This window comes from Flammeovirga aprica JL-4 (genome assembly GCF_012844305.1).
Lineage (GTDB): Bacteria > Bacteroidota > Bacteroidia > Cytophagales > Flammeovirgaceae > Flammeovirga > Flammeovirga aprica.
Genome location: NZ_JABANE010000056.1, coordinates 1 through 25,048, shown reverse-complemented (window position 1 = coordinate 25,048; position 25,048 = coordinate 1). Strand labels below are relative to the sequence as shown.

Annotated in this window: 12 protein-coding genes; 1 reads left to right on the top strand and 11 read right to left on the bottom strand. The window is 36.7% G+C overall.

Annotated features, from left to right (window positions below; genetic code table 11):
* Window positions 1-8: 8 nt before the first annotated feature.
* The 9 genes from HHU12_RS19335 to HHU12_RS19295 all read right to left on the bottom strand — a co-directional run bounded on the left by HHU12_RS19335 (window position 9) and on the right by HHU12_RS19295 (window position 21,041).
* On the bottom strand, window positions 9-1,739 hold the full coding sequence (locus HHU12_RS19335; RefSeq protein WP_169658384.1) for a RagB/SusD family nutrient uptake outer membrane protein: 1,731 nt from the start codon (window positions 1,737-1,739) through the stop codon (window positions 9-11).
* A gap of 4 nt (window positions 1,740-1,743) precedes the next feature.
* A complete protein-coding gene (locus tag HHU12_RS19330) occupies window positions 1,744-4,935 on the bottom strand; it encodes a SusC/RagA family TonB-linked outer membrane protein (protein WP_169658383.1) in 3,192 nt (1,063 codons plus the stop codon).
* Between the two features lie 670 nt (window positions 4,936-5,605).
* Complete coding sequence (locus tag HHU12_RS19325) at window positions 5,606-6,664, bottom strand: NPCBM/NEW2 domain-containing protein (RefSeq protein ID WP_169658382.1); 1,059 nt, start codon at window positions 6,662-6,664, stop codon at window positions 5,606-5,608.
* Window positions 6,665-6,787: 123 nt separating this feature from the next.
* Window positions 6,788-11,314 (bottom strand): T9SS type A sorting domain-containing protein, encoded by a 4,527-nt coding sequence (locus tag HHU12_RS19320; RefSeq protein WP_169658381.1) that lies wholly within the window; start codon window positions 11,312-11,314, stop codon window positions 6,788-6,790.
* 630 nt (window positions 11,315-11,944) lie between these two features.
* The gene (locus HHU12_RS19315; protein WP_169658380.1) at window positions 11,945-14,380 is read right to left on the bottom strand and encodes a hypothetical protein; all 2,436 of its coding nucleotides are present in this window, start codon (window positions 14,378-14,380) and stop codon (window positions 11,945-11,947) included.
* A gap of 288 nt (window positions 14,381-14,668) precedes the next feature.
* On the bottom strand, window positions 14,669-14,836 hold the full coding sequence (locus HHU12_RS19310) for a hypothetical protein (RefSeq protein ID WP_169658379.1): 168 nt from the start codon (window positions 14,834-14,836) through the stop codon (window positions 14,669-14,671).
* A gap of 81 nt (window positions 14,837-14,917) precedes the next feature.
* Window positions 14,918-16,441: a T9SS type A sorting domain-containing protein gene (locus tag HHU12_RS19305; RefSeq protein ID WP_169658378.1), complete on the bottom strand. Its 1,524-nt coding sequence runs from the start codon at window positions 16,439-16,441 to the stop codon at window positions 14,918-14,920.
* 238 nt (window positions 16,442-16,679) lie between these two features.
* Window positions 16,680-17,921, bottom strand: coding sequence for a glycoside hydrolase family protein (locus HHU12_RS19300; protein WP_169658377.1), 1,242 nt, complete (start codon window positions 17,919-17,921; stop codon window positions 16,680-16,682).
* Between the two features lie 87 nt (window positions 17,922-18,008).
* A complete protein-coding gene (locus HHU12_RS19295) occupies window positions 18,009-21,041 on the bottom strand; it encodes a glycoside hydrolase family 2 TIM barrel-domain containing protein (RefSeq protein WP_169658376.1) in 3,033 nt (1,010 codons plus the stop codon).
* 508 nt (window positions 21,042-21,549) lie between these two features.
* Between HHU12_RS19295 and HHU12_RS19290 the strand changes: the two genes are divergently transcribed.
* Window positions 21,550-22,026: a hypothetical protein gene (locus tag HHU12_RS19290; RefSeq protein WP_169658375.1), complete on the top strand. Its 477-nt coding sequence runs from the start codon at window positions 21,550-21,552 to the stop codon at window positions 22,024-22,026.
* Window positions 22,027-22,173: 147 nt separating this feature from the next.
* Here the strand turns inward: HHU12_RS19290 and HHU12_RS19285 are convergent, their stop codons facing one another.
* Together HHU12_RS19285 and HHU12_RS19280 are read right to left on the bottom strand one after the other, a co-directional pair.
* Window positions 22,174-23,067: an Rpn family recombination-promoting nuclease/putative transposase gene (locus tag HHU12_RS19285; RefSeq protein WP_169658374.1), complete on the bottom strand. Its 894-nt coding sequence runs from the start codon at window positions 23,065-23,067 to the stop codon at window positions 22,174-22,176.
* Window positions 23,068-23,400: 333 nt separating this feature from the next.
* A complete protein-coding gene (locus HHU12_RS19280) occupies window positions 23,401-24,807 on the bottom strand; it encodes a sulfatase (RefSeq protein WP_169658373.1) in 1,407 nt (468 codons plus the stop codon).
* Window positions 24,808-25,048: the final 241 nt, after the last annotated feature.

Here is a 25,048-nt window from a genome sequence, read left to right as displayed (position 1 = left end):
ATTTTTGATTAATAACCACTGTTTTGAGTCCAATGAGGATGAATACTCAGCTCATTGAGTGATATTGGCCACAAGTATTCGTGCTCAGGGTAGACCACAGGATCTTGTGTTGTGCTGTAAACACTAGTTCCTAATTCTGCCTCTAGATCAGGATTGGAATTCGTATAATAGAAGTTTTCTCTATTTCCTGCTTTCTGTTTCAAGCGGTTTGTACGTACTAAATCAAACTTACGCTTGCACTCTCCGTGTAGTTCAGCTCTTCTTTCTTCCCATACTGATGCTCTAAACTCATTCTGTGATTTATTAGGATAAAGATCTGGCAATCCCGCTCTGCTTCTCAGTCTATTGATTTGCTCATAAGCCATTCCGGTCGGCCCACCATAAACTTCGTTGGCAGCTTCTGCATAGATTAGCATTGCATCTGCCACTCGGTACATTACAAAATGCAAGTCATCATCATTGGAAGTATAACCTGATTCTGTCTGACGTCTTTTATATCGGTTAGGAGAAACCATCTTGTGAAACATTGGTGCTGAATAACCCATGCCTCCATCATACATTTTTGACTTCGTGAGCATTCCCCACTTTCTTCTTAAATCACCCGGTTCAAAAGATAAGAATAAGTCTGGCGTAGGCATATACCAACCCGAACCTCCTCTCATGTTCTGTCCTTGTGCTTTACCTCTCCAGAAAGCATCTGTTTTATGATTAGATGATGCATATTCAGTAAGTGGAATCGCTTCTCCTAAAATACCCGCTTTACTACCAAACTCCACCAAAGATTCATTTGAAAACGGCATTACCCACGGTATACCGTATGCAGGAACTGTATCTCCATCAATGATCATCTCCTGTTCTTCAAGACGGAAACCTGCTGTATTTTCAATCACATCTAAAGAATATTTCATGGCAGAATCATAATATACAGGATCTCCTTTAACCAATGGTCCGGCAGCTGTTTTTCTCCAGCTCGCTCTTGTAAGATAAACATCTGCCAAGATCACATTAGCTGAAGATTTGGTCATCCTTCCTCTGAAATTATCAGGATAAGTTTCTGGCAGTACTGAGATGGCATATTTCAAATCCTCCTCAATCAATGTTGAATAAATACTGTCTACATCCACTCTTGGTTGCATTTCCATTTCACTGAATTTGTTTTGAGATTTAGTCACAAATGGCACATCTCCCCACATTCTCACAAGGTAATAATAGTTCAACGCTCTCATGGTTCTCACCTCACCTATCAGTGCTTTCTTTCTCTCTTCAGTGATCAATGTCGCTTCAATCTGTTTATACTGATTGATCTGATGAGGCTCAATTCCTGTGGTATCAATCTCTACAGGTTCTATTTTCTGAATCAATTCAATCGCCTTGTTACAATCTTCAATTCCTTTCCAAAGTGGTACCCAAATATCACCATAAATACGGGCATCATTGGGGTTGACCTGACGTCTTACGTGATCAGCAATCATTCCATCGGGTTTGCGGGAAGAAGTGGCTGACATGTCATCAGTACCTAATTCCCAAAGGTGTAACCAACGCCCATAAAGTGTAGCTCCTTCTACCCAAATCTGATAAGGAGCAAAAGCTAAGGCTTGAGCACCTTCTAAATTTTGAGGTATTTGTTCTTCGCTGAGTAAGCCTTTTGTTTCTTCTTCCAAAAAATCTCGACATCCTGCTAATGTCATTAAACAAAGCGCACCTACTGTAATATATTTCTTGAGGATATGTAGTCTCATCAGATTAGAAATTTAAGTTTAAACCAACATTATATGATGTAGGCAATGGGTAAATACCGTAGTCATGCCCCATCTTTAAAGAGTGATTACCACCCAATGACACATCTGGGTTGTAACCCGAATAATTGGTCCATGTGTAAAGATTATCTACTGCTAGCGTCAGACTTCCTTTTACCTTATTGAAATCAAAACGGTAACGCAAATCCACTCTTTGCAGTCGAATAAATGATGCATCTTCAATAAGATTATCACTGAAAAGTATGCTTCTGTTATTGTTGCCTTTTCTTGCTATATGATGAAGATTGTTAGGATTTTCTGGTGTCCATCTTTTATCATAAATAGACTGCAAAGTATTGTTATTACCATTCAGGAAGCCTAAGGTCCAGTTGTTCATATTGGCAATATCTTTTCCATGCTCTCCATAGATATACACCGTTAGTTCAAGCCTTTTATAGGTCAGTTTACTATTGAAAGACCATGTAAAATCAGGTTGTGCTCTACCTATCATCACTTTGTCTTCCTCATTAATTACACCGTCTTTATTAAGATCCAAGTATTTTCTCTGCCCAGGAAAAAGTGCTGTATTTTTATCCCCTTCCTTCCAAGGCGTATATTCAGGAGCATTACCAGGAGTATTCGCAATATCCTCACGGTACTTTTTGGCCGCTTCTTCCGTTGTCATCCCTTGGAATTCTCTGAAATCACTGTACTGATAGATACCATCCGTTTTCAACCCAAAGAAAGTTCCTAATTCTTCACCTACCACTAGACGCTGCGTAGGGCCGTTCGTCCATCCATTAGAATAACCTGCCGCTAAAGAGTCTGTTCTGAGTTTAGTAAAAGTTGTTTTTACAGAAGTAAAGTTAAAAGTAGTGGTCCATGTGAAATTCGACTTTTCAATATTGGTCGTCGTTAAAGAAAGTTCTATACCTTCATTTCTGATCGCTCCCATATTCAGAAGTCCTTTAGAAGTTCCACTTGATGCACCTGCATACGCTGGAATAACTGTTTCCAACAATAAATCATCCGTATCTTTTTTGAAGTAATCCGCCGTCAGTGTCACTCTTGATTTATACAATGCGATATCCAAACCATAGTTCCACTCTTTGGTCATTTCCCATCGTAAGGCATCATTAGTAAACCCTTCAGCCCCGTAAGTGAAATAAGGTGTTTGATTTCTTCCAAAAACCACTAGCTCGGTTCCATAATTATTCAAAGACCTTCCCACTTGACCGGCAGGGCTACCATTCGTACCAAAACCTAAACGCAGTTTCAGCAGGTCCAGCTTTTCAACATTTTTCAAAAAACGTTCATTGTTTAATTTCCATGATAATGCTGCTGCAGGAAAATAGCCCCACTTATTTCCTTCAGAAAATTGAGAAGCACCGTCTGCACGTAATGAAGCTGTAAGAATATATCTATTTTTATAGCTAATAACTGATCGAGCTAAACCTGAAAGCATTTGACTTTGAGAATTTCCACCAATAGACGGGTATTGCTCTATGGCTTTTCCCATTGCATAATAAAGTGTTTCGTCAGAAGGGAAGTTTTTGGCTTGTTGTTGTACCCAGTCGTTGTCCACCATTCTTAGTTCTCCTACTAGTAGATTGTCTGTTTGAATTTCGCCAATCTTTTTTCGGTAGTGCATGGTGTTTCTTAAGTTGGTCACACTCGTGAAACTAAACCTTCTTCTACCCCAGCCTGTGTTATTATTATTGACAACTCTTACTTCTCTTTTACGGTAATGAGAAGATTCTCTTTGTGAAATATTCGTACTGATTCGGCTTTCGAGAGAGAAGTTATCTATAGGCTGATATTTTACATAAGCATTGCCACTTACCGTACTTGCCAAATAGTTTTGAATGTTATTATGAATGTTGACTAATGGAGAATTGGCATTTTGTTCACTAATCTCATATAAATTCTGAGTTAACACATCCCTGCCGTTGGCTTCTTTTGTAGGCCAAACTTCCAAAGCTTGTAAAACCACACTACCTTGACCGTTTCCTTGCTGGAAATTGGTTGCTGTGTTCACCACTTTAGATGTACTTCTACTGAACACCATTGTTGTACCGATCTTAAATTTACGCGAGAGGTTGGCATTCATATTTCCTCTAAATGAAAAACGGTTATAGCCAGAGTTGGGAATGATACCATGCGAATCATAAAGTCCCATAGAAGTATAAAAATTAAACTTTTTGGCACCGCCCGAAATTCTTACATTACCATCCGTAGTATGTCCTTGCTGATAAATAAGGTCCTGCCAATCGGTAGCAATTTTACCTTCTTGAATCGCCGTTCTCACACTATCACTTAATCTATCATTATAACCAATTTCTTCTCTCATTGATACAAAATCCGCTGCACTCAATACATCTCTATACATTGTAGAGGGCAACACATGTGTTGAATGTGTTACAGAAGCATTCAGTTTGGCTTTTCCTTCTTCTCCTTGTCGTGTTGTGATCAGAATAACACCATTAGAACCCAAAGCTCCATAAATTGCTGTTGAGGAAGCATCTTTCAACACTTCAATAGATTTAATATCTCTAGGGTTAATATCAGCAATGGTACTCATGGCACCACCTTCTTCTTGTTGTAGTCCATTGGCTGTACTCGATTGTAATGGCACTCCATCAATCACATATAAAGGGGCAGAATTACCACCAATAGAAGTCACACCTCTAATCCTGACTGCGGCTGATGCACCTGGCTGACCACCTGTTGTTGTCACTTGCACACCTGCCATTCTACCTTGAAGTGCTGTTTCAAATGAAGCGGTATTTGTCTTTTCTAAAGTTTCCGAATCTACTCTACTGATTGAACCTGTTAAGTCTTCTTTTTTAGCTGTACTACCATAACCTGTTACAATTACAGCATCCAACTCTGTTGCTTGTTCTCTTAAAGTAATTTTGATTAAATTTCTTCCCTTCACCGGTACCTCGGCAGTTTTATAACCAAGGAAAGAAACCTTAAGGATGTCATCGGGCAATACCATTAGCTTAAATTGCCCATCCATGTCAGAAATAGTTCCAGAAGTTGGATCTCGTTTTGTTACAATAGTTGCTCCAGGAATTGTACCTGAAGTGGTACTTACCACACCCGTTACTACCACCTTTTCTTGTGCTTCAGCCACCCGTATAAACGATAGTTGAAGTAAAAAGATTAAAAAGTATAAAATGGTATTTTTTCCCATTTCGATAAAGATTAAAATGTAATAAATAATAATTCAATCCAAATGTATGTTTTACACTTTTGATTTCTTTTCTTGATCTTAACATTTTTTTGCGGAAATATAGGAAATGAAAAAATAGGCCTTTTTGATAGTATTAAGGATGTTTTCTATCTTTTTTTTACGCTTAAATAAAATATTTTTATTCCATTTTTAACACCTTTTTATGATATAAGTGATTCAGAATATTGGCTTTAGGATAATTCTGAAATAAAAACAATCCAAATCCTTTTGATACTTTATCATCTTTAAAAAAAGAGTAAAAGCATATTCTCATTTCTTTCATTAGCTTACTGAAAAGAGGTTTTTGAAGGAAGAATTAAGAATGATGAATGAAGGAAAATGGTTCTTGTTGTGGCCCGTATAGTGGTATTTATAGTGGTTCTTAAGCCACAAGGCATTGTGGCTCTACAGAGAGCGGTAATCCCTATACGAATCATAGTTCATCATTCTTCAGACTTCATTCAAAAATATTCCCTTCACAATAAAAAAATAGGACAAGTATAAAATACCTGCCCTATATAAATATTTACCTTGTATAGAAGATTATTAATAAATATGATACTACTTCTATTTCCTCCTATACCTGTTATATTATTAATTGGCTAACCAATCAATCTACACTGAACTATAATTACTTGTTGACAAAATAAGCATCAGCCCAATCCGCGTGATCTCCACCTTTATCGCCATCTGCTTCCTCTACTACCAATGTTACTTTCTGAGCATCTTTCAGGTCAATCATAACGGATTGAGGGGAAGGTTGACTTTCTCTGTTGATCTTTCCACTGTTATACACTTCCTGACCGTCTATCAAAATTTTCATTAATACTGTACCTGTATGAGCATCATCTGCACCTGGCACTACATGAAAATATTTATAATCGGGTTTTACTGAAAAGCTGATTCTAGAATTAGCATGCACTCCAAGACCTCTTGCAAATGTTTTTCCTTTGATCTGAATTTTGGCTCCAGATACTGATTGGTTTTCATTTACTTTCCAATACGACTTATTTGATGACATCAATGACTTAGAAACATATACTTTTTTCTTTTCTTTTACCTTGATCTTATTGTTGTTCAAAACACGGGCTTTAGCCGCTGCATTTGCCACAGCATTGGCAGCGGCTTCTTTCTCAGCAATAGCCTTATTCGCCGCCGCTACAGCTTCAGGGTCTGTGATAAAATAAGCATCTGCCCAATCTGCGTGATCACCGCCTTTATCATCTTCAGCTTGTTCCACTACAAGTGTTAACTTTTTTACTCCCGCCAAATCTACCGTCACTGATTCTGGTGATTTCTGACGTTCGCTATTGATTTTTCCACTGTTGTAAACCTCTTTATCGTCTACCATTATTTTCATTTCTATTGTACCGTGGTGAGCATCATCTGCACCGGGTACTACATGGAAAAGTTTATAGTCAGGTGTTACATCAAAAGTGATTTTTGAGTCTGCGTGTACGCCTAATCCTTTTTCAAAAGATTTACCTTTAATCATCAGTTTTGCTCCTGAAACTGACTTGTCGTTCATGACTCTCCAATACGACTCTTTGGCACTTGCCATTTCTTTTGTCAAGAAAACTTTCCCTTTGTTAGAGGCGCCATCATTGGCTAAAAGATTTGATGATAATGACACAGAAAGTGTCAATAGTAATACAAGAGACTGTATACTTTTTACAATGATAGATTTCATTTCTTTTATTTTTAAAAATTTGATGATGGGAATAAATGGTTCATGTTGTGGCTAGCCAAGATGTTTTTAATCGCATCTCCTAGACCACAACTTGAATCAATTATTTAATCCATTATCTTCTTATTAGATTTTCACTTTTTTCGTCAATCGGCCTTTAGGGCTTACAATTTGTACGATATAAATACCCGCTTTCAATCCTGAAACTTTTGTTTCTGCACTAGTAATTGATTGTTGCACTATAACTGCACCTTTCAAGTCACTTACTATCAATACACTTCCTTCTAAATCTACTTGAGAAATAATAGTCAAGGTTTGATATGAACCTGAGAATACTTTTACTTTTGAAGCCAACTGATTTTCAGAGGATAGTGGCTGACTTTCTTTCATTAAGATAGTGTACGTCTTTTTTGTAACTCCATCTTCTGCCGTCACTGTAATAATAGTCAATTCACCCAACGCTTCTGCTACATCAATTACAACTGTAGCTTTAGCATCTTCTGTTTCCACTGTTACTTCTGGAATTTCTGAAAGTTCAAACGTGTAATCCGTTTTCGAAATCTCGAAGTTTTCTATTAAAACTCCATCAAAATAAATCGCACTCAATGTGGCTACAGAGGATAATGGTTGCTCTGAGAATGTTACAGTATACGTTTGTACCGTTCCATCTTCTGCCGTTACTTTTATGGTTGCTGAACCTGTTGGAGAATCCGCTTGCGTTATTTCGATTGTCGCTTGTGCATCACTCTTATCCGCAGTAACTGTTGGTACTATTGCTTCTGACCCTAAACTGTAAGCATAGCTCAATGTTCCTGCATCAAAAGTTGATAATGCTTCTCCATCTAAATAAATAGCACTCAATGTGGCATCTGATGATAAAGTTCTTACCGAGAATGTTACCGTATATGTTTGTACCGTACCATCTGCTGCTGTTACTTTTATTGTTGCTGATCCCGTTGGAGCATCTGCTTGCGTTACTTCGATAGTTGCTTGTGCATCATTCTTTTCAGCAGTTACTGTCGGTGCTTCTACTCCAGGCTCTAAAACATATGTGTAATTCAATGTTTCAGCTTCAAAAGATGCTAACGCTTCACCACCAACTGTGATACTTTTCAATGTGGCGTCTGATGAAGGTGGAGGCAAGATGTTAAAGCTGAAACGTGCTACAGTTGTATTTTGTTCGTCTTGAGAAGTTACTGTCACCACTAGTGTTTCATCTAAACTACTAATATCAGAATAAACTACTTTAGCGGCTGTCGATGTAGCAGTTACAACAATAGCAGGTACACTTGTAGCGGTATGAGGCAGGTCAACTGTGTAGTTCTCTGTTCCTGCTTCGTAAGCAAATGCTTCACCGTCTACTGTAACTGAAGCAATACTCGCATCTGGTGAAAGTTCTTCTGCCACTGTGAAGTTGATAGAATAAGTGTTTTCCGAAGTACCATTTTGTGCTGTTACTTTTGCTGTTGCTGTACCTTCTAAGGTATTGATTTGTGTCAACGTTACTACCGCTCCGTCATGACTTTTTGTAGCACTGATAATTGGTGCATCTGTTGTGCCAAAAGGCAACTCATAATCATATGTGAAGATATCAGGTGCAAAACCATTGATCATCACTTTGCTTTCTCCTTCTCCTAAATACAAGGCTGAAAGTGTGGCGTCATCTGAAGGTGCTGGCCAAACCCAATTAATCGTATATACCTTATCGGCTCCATCTTGAGGAGTCACTGTGATCGTTGTAGCGACAGGGGCAGTTCCTTGTCCATCTATTCCATTCGCAACAACTGTATTTCTTGCAAGTGGATCTTTTGCCATTGCTGTCACAACTGGTGCTTTTTCAGTACCATAAGGCAATTCTATTTGATAAGTTGCTTTTGCTTCTTCAAAACCTTCAATCAAGTCTTCTTCTATTTTAAGAGAAGCTAAATCTGTGTTATTTGATCCTTGTGACCATAACAAAGCTAGCGTATATACTTTTGTGCTTTCATCCTGTGCTGTCACCGTAATTGTTGCATTACCTGGCAAAGCATCTGGCAGGGTAATTTCCACATTTTTTGCTTGCTCATCCATGGCTTCCGCATTGATCACCGGCTTACGCGTAGTGCCATAAAGATACTTCAATTCGTAATTTTGAGAATTTGCATCAAAGTTGAATAATGGTATTTCATCTACTTTTAACCATGCTAAGTCAGCGTTAGTAGAGGCTGGTGATTCTTGGAAAGAAATTACAATTTCATCACCTGTAGTATTTCCGTCTGCTGCTGTCACTACTATTTTAGTCGTTTCAGTCAAGTTAGCGGCAGGAGTAATTTCAGCCACTGCATTAGGGTGACTAGTCTGTACTGAAACCGTTGGTACTGCAGTAGAACCATAAGGGAAAGATACAGTATAAGCTGTTTTGCCCTTCTCAAAGCCATCAATTAATTGACCGTCTACAAAAATCGCATTCAATGAAGCATCATCTTTTGCTTTAGCTTCTGGCCCTCTTAGGTTTGATAAATAATATGTATTTCCACCTGCATTGTTACCTAATAAAACCAGTTCCATGTAATTAAAGCTTACCTGATCGATCGAAACTTTTACATTGTCTCCACTTTCATTATTCATAGATGCTTGAACATCTGTAAAGTCAAAAACAAGGTCTTGCCATCCGTCTTCTGCTTTGATGGTTTTATCTACACTAGCAAAAGAATTATTTGGTCCTCTGAAACGAAGGCTCAACACATGCTGATTGGCTTCAATTTCTCCTGTTGGGTGATAAAAATAGAATTTAAAGGCTTTGGCTTCACTCATATGCACTTCATCAAAACGATGCTTGATATAAGTATCATTCAAGTCACCTTTTGTAAGCTTGGTCACTTTTGCATTGCTGACCACACCTGTATTATCAGGATTGTCAACGATCTCCACAGAAGCGAATCGCTCATAACTTAATGGAGCTGCATCAGTTTCATCAAAATTATGATACGTTACTAAAGGATACTCTTTTGCAGGCACCTCTCCCATGTTATTCTCTACCGCTTTGTCCTCAAAAGTAGCAAGTGTAATACCATCCGTATCTTCAACCGTTCCTCCAGTAAAAGAAATTGTCACATCGTCTTCTGATGTCAAGGCATTCGGAAGTTTAAAAACAAACCCTTTTTCATTGTTTTCAAATTGTACTCCCTGAATTTCAGTACCGTTTGCTTTCACTACAAATACTGCATTATCCACTGTTTTGATTGACGCATGAGTCAGTAAATCTAATGTAATTTCCTTACCATTTTCATTTAAAGCTGCAGAAGTGATGATGGCTGTATGTTGTAATTTTGGACCCATTATATTGTCGATATAATACGTCAAGCCTTCAGCTTTTTTCTTATTATCGGCAGGGGCTAAATAAAATTTCACCGATTGATTTCCGACTAAATCTTCATCCGCAATATTTGATAGATCAAAATAATAACGTTTCCATTGTCCATAACAGTTCACCACCTGAGCCGTTGATAATTTACTTCCAACTCCAATCGCAATCTCTCTATTGGCATTTTCCTGACCTGTGTTTTCAATCATTACATCTATAGAGAACGATTTTGTGGTTGTGAAATCAAAGGCAAAACCTTCTGGAAGTTTCCAGCTGATATCAACCCATTCTTCTCCGCCTCTTACCAACTGTCCTACAATTTCGTCTTCATATTTATAGTTTTCATTAATCGTGTAACGATTAGAACCATTAATAGTAGTTAGAGAAGCTTCACCAAAGTTATAATAAGGATAAAGCGTAAGCTCCATTTGTGTACTATTATTCACTACATCCAATCCTTCAAAAACGGCAAGCTTATTTCCTGCATTGTCTGTCACTTCTCCACTTTCATAAGCAAGTGTCACTTCTTCTCCTGCCTTCAGTTTTCTTGAAAGTACCAATTGTATTTGATCATTGGTAACCAACACACTTTTAGTGGGAATAACCGCTGCCTGTTCTGTTTTTTCACGAATAACAAATGATGGATTGATAATCGACTTTATACCTTCATGATTGATGAAATCAATGATCACACTGTTGCCCTCCTGATCTGTTGAGGCTTTTGTTACAATTTGATTCGGCGTAATTTTCGGTCCTTTTATATCATCGATATAAAACTGCAGGCCATCTCCTACTTTTTCTGTATCGTTGTAAATGAAGTAAAAATACAATTCATTAAAAGCTACATCTTTAGGTGCATCAGCAAAATCAAAAGTGTATTGCACCCATTGATCGTACATTGAAATTTCTTTTGTCAGAATAGCTTGAGCATCTGGATTTCCATCACTTTTCAGTGCACAGGCAAGTGTTTTATTGGTCAGAAGTGCTGCAGGTGATGCAAGGTAGATTTGCACTGAAACCTTTTGATCTTCTGACAGGTCCAATTTTCCACCCATCTGATACACCAAACTAGAGTTTTCATTGTCATTGATTTTGAAACGAATGACATCCTCACAAATCATTCCCGAAGGATCAGAATAACTGCTTACTTGACCTCCTATGATATGTTTTAGTTTACCAATACTTTTTTCAGCGTGATGGTAATAATGATAAGCACCTTGTGCATGCAATTGTGCTGTGGTTCCCAAAAGGGCCACAACGAAAAAGGCTGTAAGCCAACCTAATCTGCTTTGTAATAATTTTAATTTCATACTTTATTCTGTTATATAAAAAATGCTTCTGTGTTTTGTTTAAGTACCTGGAATAAAGTAAGCGGACATTAAATCCCTTTACTTCTTTCCTTATACTTACTTCTAAAAAATAGCAGCTTAAAAGGGTGTTTTGATTGATGTAGCGACAGGTAAAAAATAACCGCTACTTCTTTCTTTTTAGTACCAGGACAAAAGGAAAGAGATAATATAGCGTGCACCACGACTGAAGTCATGGGCAAGTGATACTGACTCCACCAACACTGAAGTGTTGCCCACGTTACCAACCTTCAAGATTTCAGTCTTGATGAGGTTGGAGTATTACCTACCCATAGTTTTAACTATGGTGTACGAAACATCTTTTTTCATTTGCTCTAGCACTCAACAAAGGAAATCATTTTATAAGTCTTCCCTTTTTCAATATTTTTCATTTTTTTGCTCAAATCACAAATCACTCAAAACCAGCTATTTCACAACTAATAAAAAGAGAATATGTTAAAAATGAAGAAGTAATATTTGAGAATAAATAGAGGGTTTACTGAAGAAAACGGTCAAAGTCTATCACTTTTCTATCACAATAGATTATAACGTTTTTATAAATTTCTCACTTCTATCACTTCTTCCCTTTTCTAATTAATTCAAATTCAGATCACTATCCATTAGTACTGAATAAGTGATTTCCCATGTTTTTGTATCAGGATTGAAATCCGTCTGCCAGTAATCATTTCCGTATTTTTCCTGTTCTTTCAAATTGACAAACTCACCGCCTTTCGTTAAAATCAGCTTGAAGTTTTGATAGTCTGTGATATTGGTAATCGTAACAGGTACATACCCCAAACCGTTCGAAATATCCACTACCACTTCATTATCTTCTGCTTCAATTCTTATAGGAATCTGACGAGTCAGTTTTCCTTTTTTCACACTGATTTTTTGTGTGTTCAGATACGCCTCTCTGTACATCGGTTTCCAAGTATCAGCATTCTTATTGATAAATTCTTTGAAAAGTGTGTTGGTTCCATAATAGGCATTCGGTTCGTTGGGCAACACACACAATTCGATAATTGCATCAATTTTATCTCCTTTGTTCAGCTGTCTTTTTTGGTTAGGAAGATTTAATTCTATCATCCTTTCATACGTTTTCCCGTTGCCAGTTTTTATTTCTTTCATGTAAGAAGTGAACTGTGCCTGATTTAATTTTTTATCAATAATCGTATTCCATTCTCTTAGAATAAGGCCTTTGTTTCCCCACGTACCGTATTTTTGAGGTCGCTGATTAATTGCTTTATGCATACTCACCCAAGGAGCGGCTCCTGTGGCATTCACTCTTTGAATAGCAAATCCGTTGATGTCTTTGATCTGATCTACATCTGGGTAAAGACCTTTCTCATTACCATATGCTAGACCGTCTTCTAAATTATCACTATAATCTTTGGAGCTAAACTGTGCGATGGCCAGTTTACTATAATTGATCGTTTTTTGCACGTTTAATTCAACATGGAAAAAAGTTCTAAGGTAGTCATCCGTTCTGATGATGTACGTGGTTAATTTGAAATCCGCTTTATCGTCTCCCGTCTTACCTCTATACACAATCTCAGTAAGGATAGGGCCTGTTCGTACCTGATCTACTTTCGTTTCTTTTATTTCTACAATTTCCCCCTTGTTGTCATAAATTTTCAATACATCACCTCCTCCAATATTAGGAGTCCAGTCATGTTTTTGAGGAGCTGAAATCCCCGCCTTGGTACTCTGCACATAAAAGGGACGTAGGTCATTGATCAATGATCCCGTAAGGTTTTTATTAGGGTCCAAACACATATTTACACCATAGGCCCCCAAAGATGTTTGTTCCCATAATTGGTGATTGTTGGGTACATTTTGTCCCCATCCTTCCAATGAAAGCTGACTGTGTGACACCGCAGGAAGCTGTCCCCAAAAACCATTGATTCTACTCAGTTCTAACTCCAAAGTGGTATTTGGCGGAATGCTGACAATTGTAAAACCTCTCAGCCACGTTCCACTGTATTTTCTATTGTGTTCTGTATGCCAGTTTTTTGAAACTTGTATCGGCAAACCAATCGGATTCCCTTCCTTATCTCTTAAAATCATGGTGGTGCCTGTGATATTTTTGACTTGATGCTTCTTTTCGAAAATCAATCGTTCATATCGTATTTCATCAGAAGTATTCTGAAGAAAAAGTCCCGTTCGTTCCAACCCTTCAAATTTCTCCATATTTCCAGACAACGGAATTACTGTAGCTTGCCTCTTAAGATCTTTATAAGGTTTTAAATCAGTATAAGGTTCTTTTTTATCAATAGCAGAAACGATTAAACCATCATTACTCTTATAAGCCATTTTACGGTGAAAGAGTGCTGAAATATGCTTTTGTTTTAAATCACCCTCAACTTGGATTTTCTCATTGCTATATTTTAGCGTATTGTTCTTATCATTTGTAGTGACTTCCCATTCCACTTCTTTTTTAGATACGACTTGCACCAAGTTCTTATTCTTCTGATCGACCTTATACAATGTATTAGGAGTCTCAATTTCAACAAGTAACTTCATTTCGACATCCTCTGGAATAAAGTCTTCCTCACACGATAAAGTAAAAGAAAATGCATCAGGCCATGAGGCGATTTCAAGGCTAAATGAAAAAAGAGGACCATCTTCCAAAATCAAATTCGGAATTAAACGGCGCTGATAATATTTCCCTCCTTCAATCCATCTTCCTAAAAACTTCTTGTCTTTCTCTTCTTTAATCACTTTGTACCTTTCGCCATTATATTCTAAATACATGGACAAAATATCTGCTTCTTCTTTATGAATACTGATGTCTTCCAGTTTTTCATAAGGTGCCAAACCTGTCATTTGCGTGAGTTTCAATTCTTCTGTATTGAACCTCAAAAAATGATAGTTGGAATGAATGTAAAATTCTTTTGTTTTTGACGGTACTTCTGGAAAATACATATAGGTATTTGCCTTAGTAAAATCAAATAATTGAAAAGGTGCTTGAGCAAATAGTTGTCTTGAAATTAATAGAATAAAAGCTGTAAAAACGATGTATCTTTTCATCTCATTTATGTTTAAAAAATTTACTGATCTAAGTTTACAGCATTGTTTTTATTATTCTTTTTGAAAAAATATCAATCCTTTGTTAGAATTTGAAATCCGTTTTTTTTCGTGAAAGATGAAGATAAAAGAAGTGTTTTTTGATAAAAATGAGATAAAAAATAAGAGTAAAATTTGAAGTGCTACTTATAGTATTATCGTTATAACTATTGAAGCAAAAAAGGGCTATTGATAAATCCATCTATCAATAACCCTTTCTTATTATGAGCATGTTTGAAACCTCAAATTGTATTACCCTTCTTTCAAAGCTTTAATTTTCTCTTCCAACTCCTTTGCTTTTTTCACAAACTTCTGCTGTTTTTTTAAAGAAGGTAAAACCTCTAAATCTTGATTTAAAGTGGCTAAATGCTGTTCCAATTCTTTTTCTAATTCTTCTAGCTGTTCTTTTTTAGACTTCATCTTTATTGCTATGTAATTATTAATAACTAGGGTAAAATTAGAACATAATTAGCATACAACAAATGACACTCAGCATAGAAATTACTGTTTCAAAATTCTAAAACGATCACCTTCCACTTTCACTAAATATAAGCCTTTCGGGTACGCCGAAATATCTACTTTTATTCTTTGGTGTCTTTTTATGATAACGGGGTTGATTTTTTCCCCTTGAGCATTAAAAACTACTAGCTTGGTGGCCTCTGTAATAGTAGTGCTTTTTACATTGAAAATACCATCAGTGGGATTGGGGTAAACCTGATAACCCATGCTCCATAAATCTTCTTTTGAGGTAGGTTCTTCTGGAGTAATAGGGTCCGTTGGCTCTATTGGCACACCGGTACAATCATCTATCCAATTCTCCTCACCAATAATGGCTTCCTGATATTTAAAACCAACAGATTCTACGGCAGATACGGCTACTTTATAATATCCATCCGCATTATTTTGATTGCCGGCTCTATACAAAACTGTAGCTACTGCTGGAGCGGGATAACTTTCTCCATCTTTGTTGTAATTTTCACCGATTAGGTGACGAAGCTGACAAGGTACATAGCCAAAGTGTTTTGACTTCACTTGTGCTGTCTTTCCATAAGTTCCCTTTACATTTTTGACAATGCTAGTATTGGCATAGTAGCCGGGAGTAATACCTAAGGAATCTTCCTTTTTTGTGACATACCCTCTGTCGATTCTGGCGGCAAAACCTGTATTTACAGTTTCTATTCCATCTATTTCGATATGACCATTTTTGGTGGCATGAGGAGAAATCATCACCCCTGCATTTCCATTTTGACAGTACACATTGTTAGCGTAAATATCATGATTACCACCTACTTGAAGTTCATTCATCTTCTTCAATCCCGTTTCTAAACGTAATGTAACGCCTCCATCTCCCCAAATGTCTTTGAAGAATACATGCTTCAAGGCTTGGGACTGTATCAAACCATAACCGTAATGCGCTTTCTCTATTCTACAGTTTTTCACTACGCCATTTTCCGACATGACATATTTATCATTGTAAAGTGAGTAGCCCATTGTAATGGCTGAAAACTTGGTGTTATCATCAATTACACTTACATCTGCTACTAAAAAATTTTGGGTGTTGATCAATGAAATTACTCTTACATTTGGATTAATAGAAGTGGTGACATCTACAGTAAACTGACCGCTTTTCCCTCTAATACTAACATTCTCTGTATACTCTTTATCTTTCCCGACATTAAAAATCCCAAAGTTTTTATCACCTCCAATATCCGTAGGATAGATTGTAGCATTTTTGTGGATGACTAGGTGAATATTCGACTTCACGTGGATGTTCCTGAAGAAATAATCTCCCCCTGGAATGTTAATCCTTCCTCCATTTTCAAGTGCTGTGAGGTCATCAATGGCTTGTTGCAATGCTTCACTGTCATCTTCAGCATCAGTGTTATTGACATTGTAGTCAGCGACTAGATCTACCGTTCGACTGATGGTACCTAGATAGTCAGTGTAGAAGTCCGTTTCGTTTTGTGCAGAAAGTGTAGCCCATGAGAATAAGGCCACAAAAATTGTGAGTAAAATTCGTTTCATTTCATTTCAAATTTATGGTGTTAATTAATTATGAGTACTAAGTCAAAAAAACAGGAGGTTTTTTGAATGAAGAATTAAAAAAGTTCCATAACTTTTGTCCTAGTACTTAGTGGCTTGTAATGCAATAAAGTGCCACTTCCCATCATTAACCCAAGGTTTAATCATGGGTCAATGATGGGTGGAAAAATTTATGTGATGTGTGTTTATGGAAGTTTGGGAATTGAATTACAATGCTAAACTATTGTTCACAAGATCCCACTTCATCACTTTCATTAATGATAGCTTTTTTCTGATGCGGGAAACCTATCGCTTCCACATTTGATATTTTCACGTTGTAATAGCCATTTGCATTATCTGCGTTTCCATCTGCTCTGTATAAAATTGCAGCTACTGCTGGTGCAGGGTAGCTTTCACCATCAGGATGTGCGTTTGAGTGGATCAATGGTTTGGCATCACACGTGATGTATTTAAAATGTTTTGGTTTTACTTGAGCATTCTCACCGTAAGTAGCTTTTACATTCTTCACAATGGAAGTATTGGCATAATACCCCGGTTGTAATTTTAGTTTTTTCTGCTCTTTATTCGTATATCCTTTATCAATTCTCAAAGCAAAACCTGTATTTACAGTTTCCACTCCATCCACTTCAACGTGTCCATTTCTGATGGCATGAGGAGAAATCATCACCCCTGCATTTCCGTTTTGACAGTAGATATTTTTGGCATAGATATCATGATTACCACCTGTTTGGGCGTTATTCATTTTCTTTAAACCCGTCTCTAAGCGAAGTGTAACACCACCATCACCCCAGAGGTCTTTGAAGAATACGTTTTTGAGGGCCTGAGATTGTACTAAACCATAACCGTAATGTGCTTTCTCTATTCTACAGTTTTTCACCACACCATTATCAGACATTACATACTTTCCATTGACTTTGGAATACCCCATAGTAATGGAAGAAAATTTTGTATTATCATCAATACAATTCATATCAGCAATCAAAAAGTTGTGGGCATTCGTCATGCTGAACACTCTTACATTTTTGTTCACTACTTTGCTCACATCTACCTTATACTGTCCTTTATCTCCTCGTACACTTACGTTTTCAACGTAGTTGCCTTTGGTTCCGAAATCAAAAACGCCATAATTTTTATTTTTCTCTGGAAGAGTTGGGTAAATCACAGCATCCTTTGAGATGACGATATGTACATTTGATTTTACTTCAATGCTTCCAAAATAATATTTACCAGCAGTAATATTGATACGTCCTCCTTTTTTCAAAGCCGTCATATCATCAATCGCTTTTTGCAACTGTGCACTATCATCTCTATCGTCTTTATTATTCACCTTATAATCTTTTACAAGATCAACGGTTTTAGAGACTTGACCTATTTTATCTTGGTAAAAATCACTTTCTTTCTGTGCGAAAGTAAAGCTGGCACTTACTAGCAAAGCACCTAATGTAACGATAAGTTTTTTCATTTCACGAAAATTTATTGGATTCTTAGAGCATGTTTGAAACATCTCTTATGAATTGAGCAACTGTACATTGCTCAATTCAATAAAAAATTATAGTGCCTTTAGCTCATCAATACATAAGCCGTTAGCATTTAAAGTAGTCACACGAATGGTATTCGCACCCGACTGTAATGTCACGTTGATTTCGTATTCATTCCAGTCTTTTCTGTATTTTTCTACTGCCTGTAATATCAATTCCTGACTTTCGCCATTGATGGTCAACAGTACTTTATGTTCTTGAATATCTCTCTTAGAGGCCGAGTATCTGATTTTCAAAGTATACTCACCTTCGCTTCCATCATTTTCCTGGTACCACTCTATGTACCCACCTTGATTTTTACCGAAGTCGATATACCCTTTTCCATTAAAGTTGGCTCCTTCAGAAGAGATGGTCACTTGATCGAATGCCGCATCTTCTGCTTGATCACCGCCTGGATTGAGAGCAGTTACAACGGGGTCCATTTCAAAACCTTCATCTTCTGCAAAACGCTCATACATACGGAGAACTTCTTTAGTATTAAACAAAACCAAGGCCTTCACTGTCTTTCCTAATTCTAAATCAAAAGCTTGATCGTATTTTGTAGAAGCAGTCGTTGGTTCACTTCCATCAGTGGTATAAAAAATGCTGAAATCCCCTTTCGCTTCTTTTCCTCTTAAAGCCATTTTCTGAACATCAATACTCACCTTCTTTGAGGTCAATAACCTTTTATCTCCTAAGATTGAACCTACAATTACATTCACATCTCCAGAAGCATCCAAAGATTCAATATAAGCCCTCGTCAAACCATAAAAACCAATTCGATCAGTGGCTAAATAGTGCTTTTCCACATCCACAGGACTACCATTGTCCAATGCTTTTACATGCCCTGCCCCAAGTACTTTGAAGAAATTTCTGTTTTCACCATAGGGGTAAAACTCTCCTTTCTCATCCGTTGTTGTTACTCTCAACTGCACTATATCTTCCTTTGTATTATTCAAAGGTTCACCATCTATCGACAATTTAATTTTAGCAGGCTGATCAGCTGTCGCAATAGTTTCTTCAGTGACCACTTTATTGTTTTTATACCCTACTGCTTTCAAGGTTCCTTCCTGATAACCAACCATCCACTGGCATTGCATTTTATCCCATGATTTGCCCGGCTTTTGTTTTCCAAGAGATACCCCATTAAAGAACAATTCCACTTCATCACAATTAGAATACACCCAAACTGGAATTTCCACTCCTTTCTCTAACATAGGGTGCGTCCAATGAGGTAAAATGTGTACCATTGGCTCCTCCGTCCATTGTGATTGGTATAAATAGTAAAGGTCTTTTTCAAAATTGGCCATATCAATTGCACCTCCCATAAAGGATTTGAAAGGCCATCCGCCATGTACAAAAGTAGCTTCACCGATGTAGTCATGCCCCGTCCAACGGAAAGATCCTGCATAATTCGGCATGTCTCTTAACTGCACAATGTTTTGTCTTGAAGTCAAGCGTACCATGGCGTTGTCATAGCTTGAATTGAAAAGCTGTTTGTAGTTTGCTTTCTTAGCAGAAGTGGTCCAATCATATGTAAAAACCTCTTCTTTAGTTAAATCAGGGTACTCATAAGGTTGATGACGCACACAAGGGTAACCGTCTCTGTACCACGTCAATGTTCTGTAAAAACCTCTTACTTGGAAAGTGTGTGTATTCTCTGTACCGATAAATACTCTGTCTTTTTTTAAGTGATCAAAGAAACCTTTTCTTTCACTATGACCATTCACGCCAAATACGTCCATATAGTCAGAACCTGAATGCCCTGAAGTAACAGGTCTTGTATCATCTAATTCATGACATCTTTCCACCAATGCTTTTGCCGCTTCATCCCCTCTTGTTTCATTTCCTACAGAATAAATAATAATGGACGGGTGATTTCTATCTCTCTTGATCCAGTCTGTCACATCCCTGTTCCACCATTCCTCAAAATGATGAGCGCCATAATCATTCATGGCTTTTTTATGCCAGCCATCAAAGATCTCATCCATCACAATCAAACCCATTTCATCACACATATCATAAAACTGAGGAGTCTGAGGGTTGTGGGCTGTTCTGATGGCATTGACACCCATGTTTTTCAATTGCTCTAAACGGAATCGTAAAATCTTATCGGGCACCGCCGCTCCCAAAGCACCTGCATCTTGGTGATTACATACTCCTTGTAATTTCACATTCTCACCATTGATCCAAACGCCCGTTTCCGGTTTCCATTCTACATCCCTAACACCAAACTTAGTCGTATAAACTTCTTCTGACTTTTTTAATTTAACTTTTGAAACTGCTTTATATAAATAAGGATTTGTAGTAGACCAAAGTTCAGGAGAATCAATACTCATATGCTGTTCCAGCGTCACTAACTCATTTTCCATTAAGAAAAACTTTTTTGAAGCAGTAGCCACTATATTTCCTTCTTGATCTACAATGTCAGTAGTCAATGTTCCTTTGGCTTTCTGTAAAGTCTCATTCTTAATTTCTGTGGCAATACTGATATTATTTTGAGCTGTTTTAATAAAAATACCACTAGCAGGAATATTCACTTTTTCCTTAATATCAATCCAAGTATTAGCATAAATTCCAGAACCGGTATACCACCTCGCAGAAGGCTGTGCATCATTGTCTACACGAACCGCAAAAGTAATGGTTTTATCACTTTCTACTTCTTTAGAAATATCATAATCAAAAGAAATCCATCCATAAGGACGAGTCCCCAATTTGCGTCCATTGGCCCAAACGGTGCTGTTCATAAATACACCATCAAATGCAATACGAACTGCTTTTCCTTTCCACTCTTCAGGCACTTCAATGGTTTTCCTATACCAACCAATTCCGGCAGGAAGATAACCACACTGTCCACCCATAGGGTGCTTCTCATCATACTCTCCTTCTATACTCCAATCATGGGGCAGGTTCAGTTCCCTCCAGTCTTTGTCATTGTATTCTGAGAATTCCGCTCCTCTATTTTCGTTCAGTTTAAACTTCCAATCTTTATTAAAATTAAGTCTTTGCTGCGCTGTTAATTGCAGGGCTGAAAAAAGTAACCCCAGTATAAGTAAATACTTCATTTGAATTTCATTTTTATGTAATTGAAGTTAGGGTTCGTGCATCATGCCCTCAAAATTGTTATATAACCGTGATGATGATGCACGAAATACTAAATACCCTCAATTACTACCGCTTTAGTACCAGTACAAAAGTCATTTTCTTTTTACAAAAATTTGAACCTGTGTGTATATAATATGTAGCTATAGAGATAAAATACTGAAATAGTGACTATTGACACCTTATTATTTTTCATTTCTTAGAAAGGAATAAAACGAGTTGAGACACTTCAAAAACTAATAATTTAGCTTTGGTTAAAGTAAAGGATAGAAGGAAGAATGAAGGGGTATGTGTTTTTTAGTTGGCTCTACAGTATGCTCAGTTCTAGCTCTTAACATTACAAATATTGAAGGTTTTTAAATGAAAACAATTCTTGTAATTATTTTTGACTTATTTTTGATCGATTAAAAAGGGTTTTAGTATATGCTGAATTCCATTTGATAATAAACAAAATAATAACAAGCTACTATTATGAATTCAAAGATTGGAAATGTAACCACTTATCTAGCTTCATTTATTCTACTAATAATGGGTGTAGTGTATCTCTTTAAAAATAGTTTTATGCCTTATCATAGTGAAGCTGTGATGTTGGAATGGAGTGAAGTAGATCAGAACTTTCAGGCATTAATTCTTGCACTTATGAGAGCTGTTGCGGGTGGTTTTGTGACCATCGCTTTGGCTATTGTATTTCTTCAAAAAAAGTTTTCATCTACAAAAATTTCTTGGTTACCTGCATTAATTTTATTTATGGGATTAACCATTAGTTTTACCTCTATATATGCGAATGTATTGGTAAGATTGAATACAGAAGGAAAACCACCAACTGCTTTGGCATTTTTGGGTGTTGGCTTGGTAATAGCAGGTTATATCTTCAATTTAAAATCTTTGAAAGAGGTAAGCAATTCGGTTGATAATAAAACTGAAAATGCAGTAGAAAATTTAGCTTAGTTCAATTTTTCAATAAAACAATACATATAAAATACCAAGCCCCACAAGTATTTTTGGCTTGAGGGGTTTGGTGTTTTATTTTGATAAAAAATAAAAGCTTACATTTATTTAGCTCCTTTTATAGTTCTTCACATGCAATCAACCTCTCTACATTGTATCCGCTATTTCTTTTACTTCCTCAATTGATAAGCCTGTACTTTCTGCTATTTGCTCAATAGTAAGGTTTAGTTTTAAAAGGTTTTTAGATGTTTCAATGGCTTTTTTCTTCTCCCCAATTTCCTGTCCAATCTCCCTCTCCTTAATGATTGCATCCATCTCCAATGTACGTTCCCTACTTGCTTCCTCCATAAGGTTGACAATATGTTTTTTATAGCTTACCTGTTCTGATTTTGACATCTTATCTACTTTCAATATTTCTTTGGCTTGTTCTAGTCCTTTTGCTTTAAAATTGTCTTTGATTTCGTTGTTTTTGAAATAGTAAATCCATTCATCAAGCGTATTTCTGGCCACATCATCAAATTGATTTACTTTGATAATATAGTATTCGGGAAATAAATCGGATGGGGTTTTTTCTTCTCCTAAAAATACTTTTTGCTTGCCTGATAGTTCTAAAGCGTCATTTTGATATATACCTTTGAAGTTAGTCTTGCCATGATAAACATAATCAGCTCCTTGTCCTAAATCAAAATATACAATATTGACTGAATAAATTTTCTTGACATGATGATATGCTTCTCCAACAGATATATATTCGGTCAATACTTTTGAAGTACCATAAAGCATACGCTGAAAATAATTGTATTCTAGTTGGTTTTGAACTTCAATAATAACGTATTCTCCTTTCTGGTTTTTTACCAAAATATCTACACGGTTGAATTTATCAGAAGCCGTTTCTTGGTTTCCTTCACTTTCTAAAATACTATCAATAGTGATATCTTCCTGCATTAATTCAGAGAGAAATCCTTCTAAAATTACATAATCCGCCTTATTTCTTAAAAGGCGTTTCATTGCCCAATCAAAACGTATTAAATCATTCTTCATTATTGTACTTTTTTCGTGAAGGAAATAATGGTATTTCCGAGGGTAAAGGTAAGTATTTTTGTAAAAACAGACCAACCTGATTTTGGAGTAAGTTGGTCTGTTTTTTTGAGGTGATCAGTTAGAAACTTATACAAAATGATAGTGCGTAGTGACAGTATCGCTTAATACAACGTACGGTAGGACAATACTTCACAACAATTCAGCTTTCTATAATTACTCCATCAATTGTATAAACAGAAAAAGAGATGATAAGAAAACCTATCACCTCTCGCATACTTACTGTTGAATACAAATTGTATTTTGAAAATTTTTATATAAAGTGTTTTTTTCGTCTTATTTGATCCCCTTTTCCTTTGCCTTCTTCTTATTCACCTTAAATAAATGGCTATTTTCTAGCGTTACTTCTTTCCACCCTGCATATACTTCATTTTCCCATTCCAATAACGCTTCCTTCATTTTTGATGCTCGTTTTGTTTCAACATCAATTTTATTATGCTCTTCCGAAATGTCCTCTACGACATTGAATAGCTCAAACTTTCCAGAATGGTATTTTACTAGTTTCCAATCCTCTTGCATAATAGCGGCATACTGATCTTCGTAGCTTCTCATAAAATAAAGATTCCTCTTCTTCATGCTCTTACCCTTTAAAGCAGGCATCAAGCTTTTTCCTTGAATGTTGCTGTCTTTGTAGGTTTGCCCCGAAGCGATTTCCATTAGAGTTGGAAAAATATCAATTGTTTGAATTGGTTTTGAGTATTCTGTTCCTGCTTTTGTCACAGATGGATATTTGATCATCATCGGTACTCTTGCTCCACCTTCTCCTAATGTATTATGTCTTTTACCACCTGCTAACGGCGTGTTTTCGAAGAAACTCCCTTGGTCTGAAGTGATGATGACTACTGTATTTTCGTCCATCTTCAAACGTTTTAAGGTCTTTAAAATAGTACCTACGGATTTATCCATGCTTTCTACCATAGCGTGATATTCAGCATATTTTGGTAACATCCCTTGATCGATATATTTCTGCACCAATTCTTTTTTACCAATATGAGGACCATGTACAGTATAGTACCAAAGAGTCATCATAAAAGGTTGTGGTTTATTATAATTTTCCAAGAAATGCACTGCTGTATCAGTCATGACTTCCGTAAGATAAACATCCGGCTGATCATTGAACTCTTGGTAAGCATTTTTGTCTTTAAAGAATGGAGCGTAATAGCTTTTCGGGTGACCAAAATTACTGACGCCAATTTGCTCATCAAACCCTTGGTGAATAGGGTGAAAAGTTTCATGTCCCAAATGCCATTTTCCTAAAAAGGCATTATAGTAGCCATATTCTTTAAGCTTCTCTGCATAAGTCACCTCTTCTAATGGCAACCAGTTTCTTGATCCCCTTTTGGCAGGATCAATCGACCATAAACCAAACTCTTTTGTATTACTTCCGTCGGGCATTTCATGACCAATATGACGAGGCATCTGCAAACGTGCCGCTTCTTTTCCGGTCAATAAAGATGCTCTACTCGGACTACATGTGGGAGTAGGAATATAAGCTCTAGTGAACTCAAGACTCTCTTTTTTGAATTGATCTAAATGAGGTGTAACGAATGATTCATTTCTGTAGCCCACATCTGACCATCCATAATCATCCACAAATAAAAGTACAATATTAGGTTTCTCTTGTGCCATCACTGATGACATCGCTCCTATACATAGAAGTAAAAGTAATTTGATTTTTTTCATTACCATTTCAGTTTATTAATTCCTTACAAAATTGAGGACAAACTGTTGTTTTAGATGTGTACCAGCATGTAAATAGTGTGCCTGAAGGTCTATTTTAAGATGAATGAGAGCGTAATGTTTTAGTCTTGAGTATTTTTTTAGTTAAGAAGTAAGAGTTAAGAGTTAGGGTGTGTACTTCCCTAAATAGGGTTGACCGTTTTTGTTCAACATTCATTTAATCTCAGCGGACAATTAAGAGCCT

Coding starts and splice junctions, on each gene's coding strand:
- HHU12_RS19285 (WP_169658374.1), bottom strand. CDS start 23,067: ATGAAGAATGATTTAATACGTTTTGATTGGGCAATGAAACGCCTTTTA.
- HHU12_RS19320 (WP_169658381.1), bottom strand. CDS start 11,314: ATGAAATTAAAATTATTACAAAGCAGATTAGGTTGGCTTACAGCCTTT.
- HHU12_RS19310 (WP_169658379.1), bottom strand. CDS start 14,836: ATGAAGTCTAAAAAAGAACAGCTAGAAGAATTAGAAAAAGAATTGGAA.
- HHU12_RS19300 (WP_169658377.1), bottom strand. CDS start 17,921: ATGAAAAAACTTATCGTTACATTAGGTGCTTTGCTAGTAAGTGCCAGC.
- HHU12_RS19335 (WP_169658384.1), bottom strand. CDS start 1,739: ATGAGACTACATATCCTCAAGAAATATATTACAGTAGGTGCGCTTTGT.
- HHU12_RS19280 (WP_169658373.1), bottom strand. CDS start 24,807: ATGAAAAAAATCAAATTACTTTTACTTCTATGTATAGGAGCGATGTCA.
- HHU12_RS19330 (WP_169658383.1), bottom strand. CDS start 4,935: ATGGGAAAAAATACCATTTTATACTTTTTAATCTTTTTACTTCAACTA.
- HHU12_RS19305 (WP_169658378.1), bottom strand. CDS start 16,441: ATGAAACGAATTTTACTCACAATTTTTGTGGCCTTATTCTCATGGGCT.
- HHU12_RS19315 (WP_169658380.1), bottom strand. CDS start 14,380: ATGAAAAGATACATCGTTTTTACAGCTTTTATTCTATTAATTTCAAGA.
- HHU12_RS19290 (WP_169658375.1), top strand. CDS start 21,550: ATGAATTCAAAGATTGGAAATGTAACCACTTATCTAGCTTCATTTATT.
- HHU12_RS19325 (WP_169658382.1), bottom strand. CDS start 6,664: ATGAAATCTATCATTGTAAAAAGTATACAGTCTCTTGTATTACTATTG.
- HHU12_RS19295 (WP_169658376.1), bottom strand. CDS start 21,041: ATGAAGTATTTACTTATACTGGGGTTACTTTTTTCAGCCCTGCAATTA.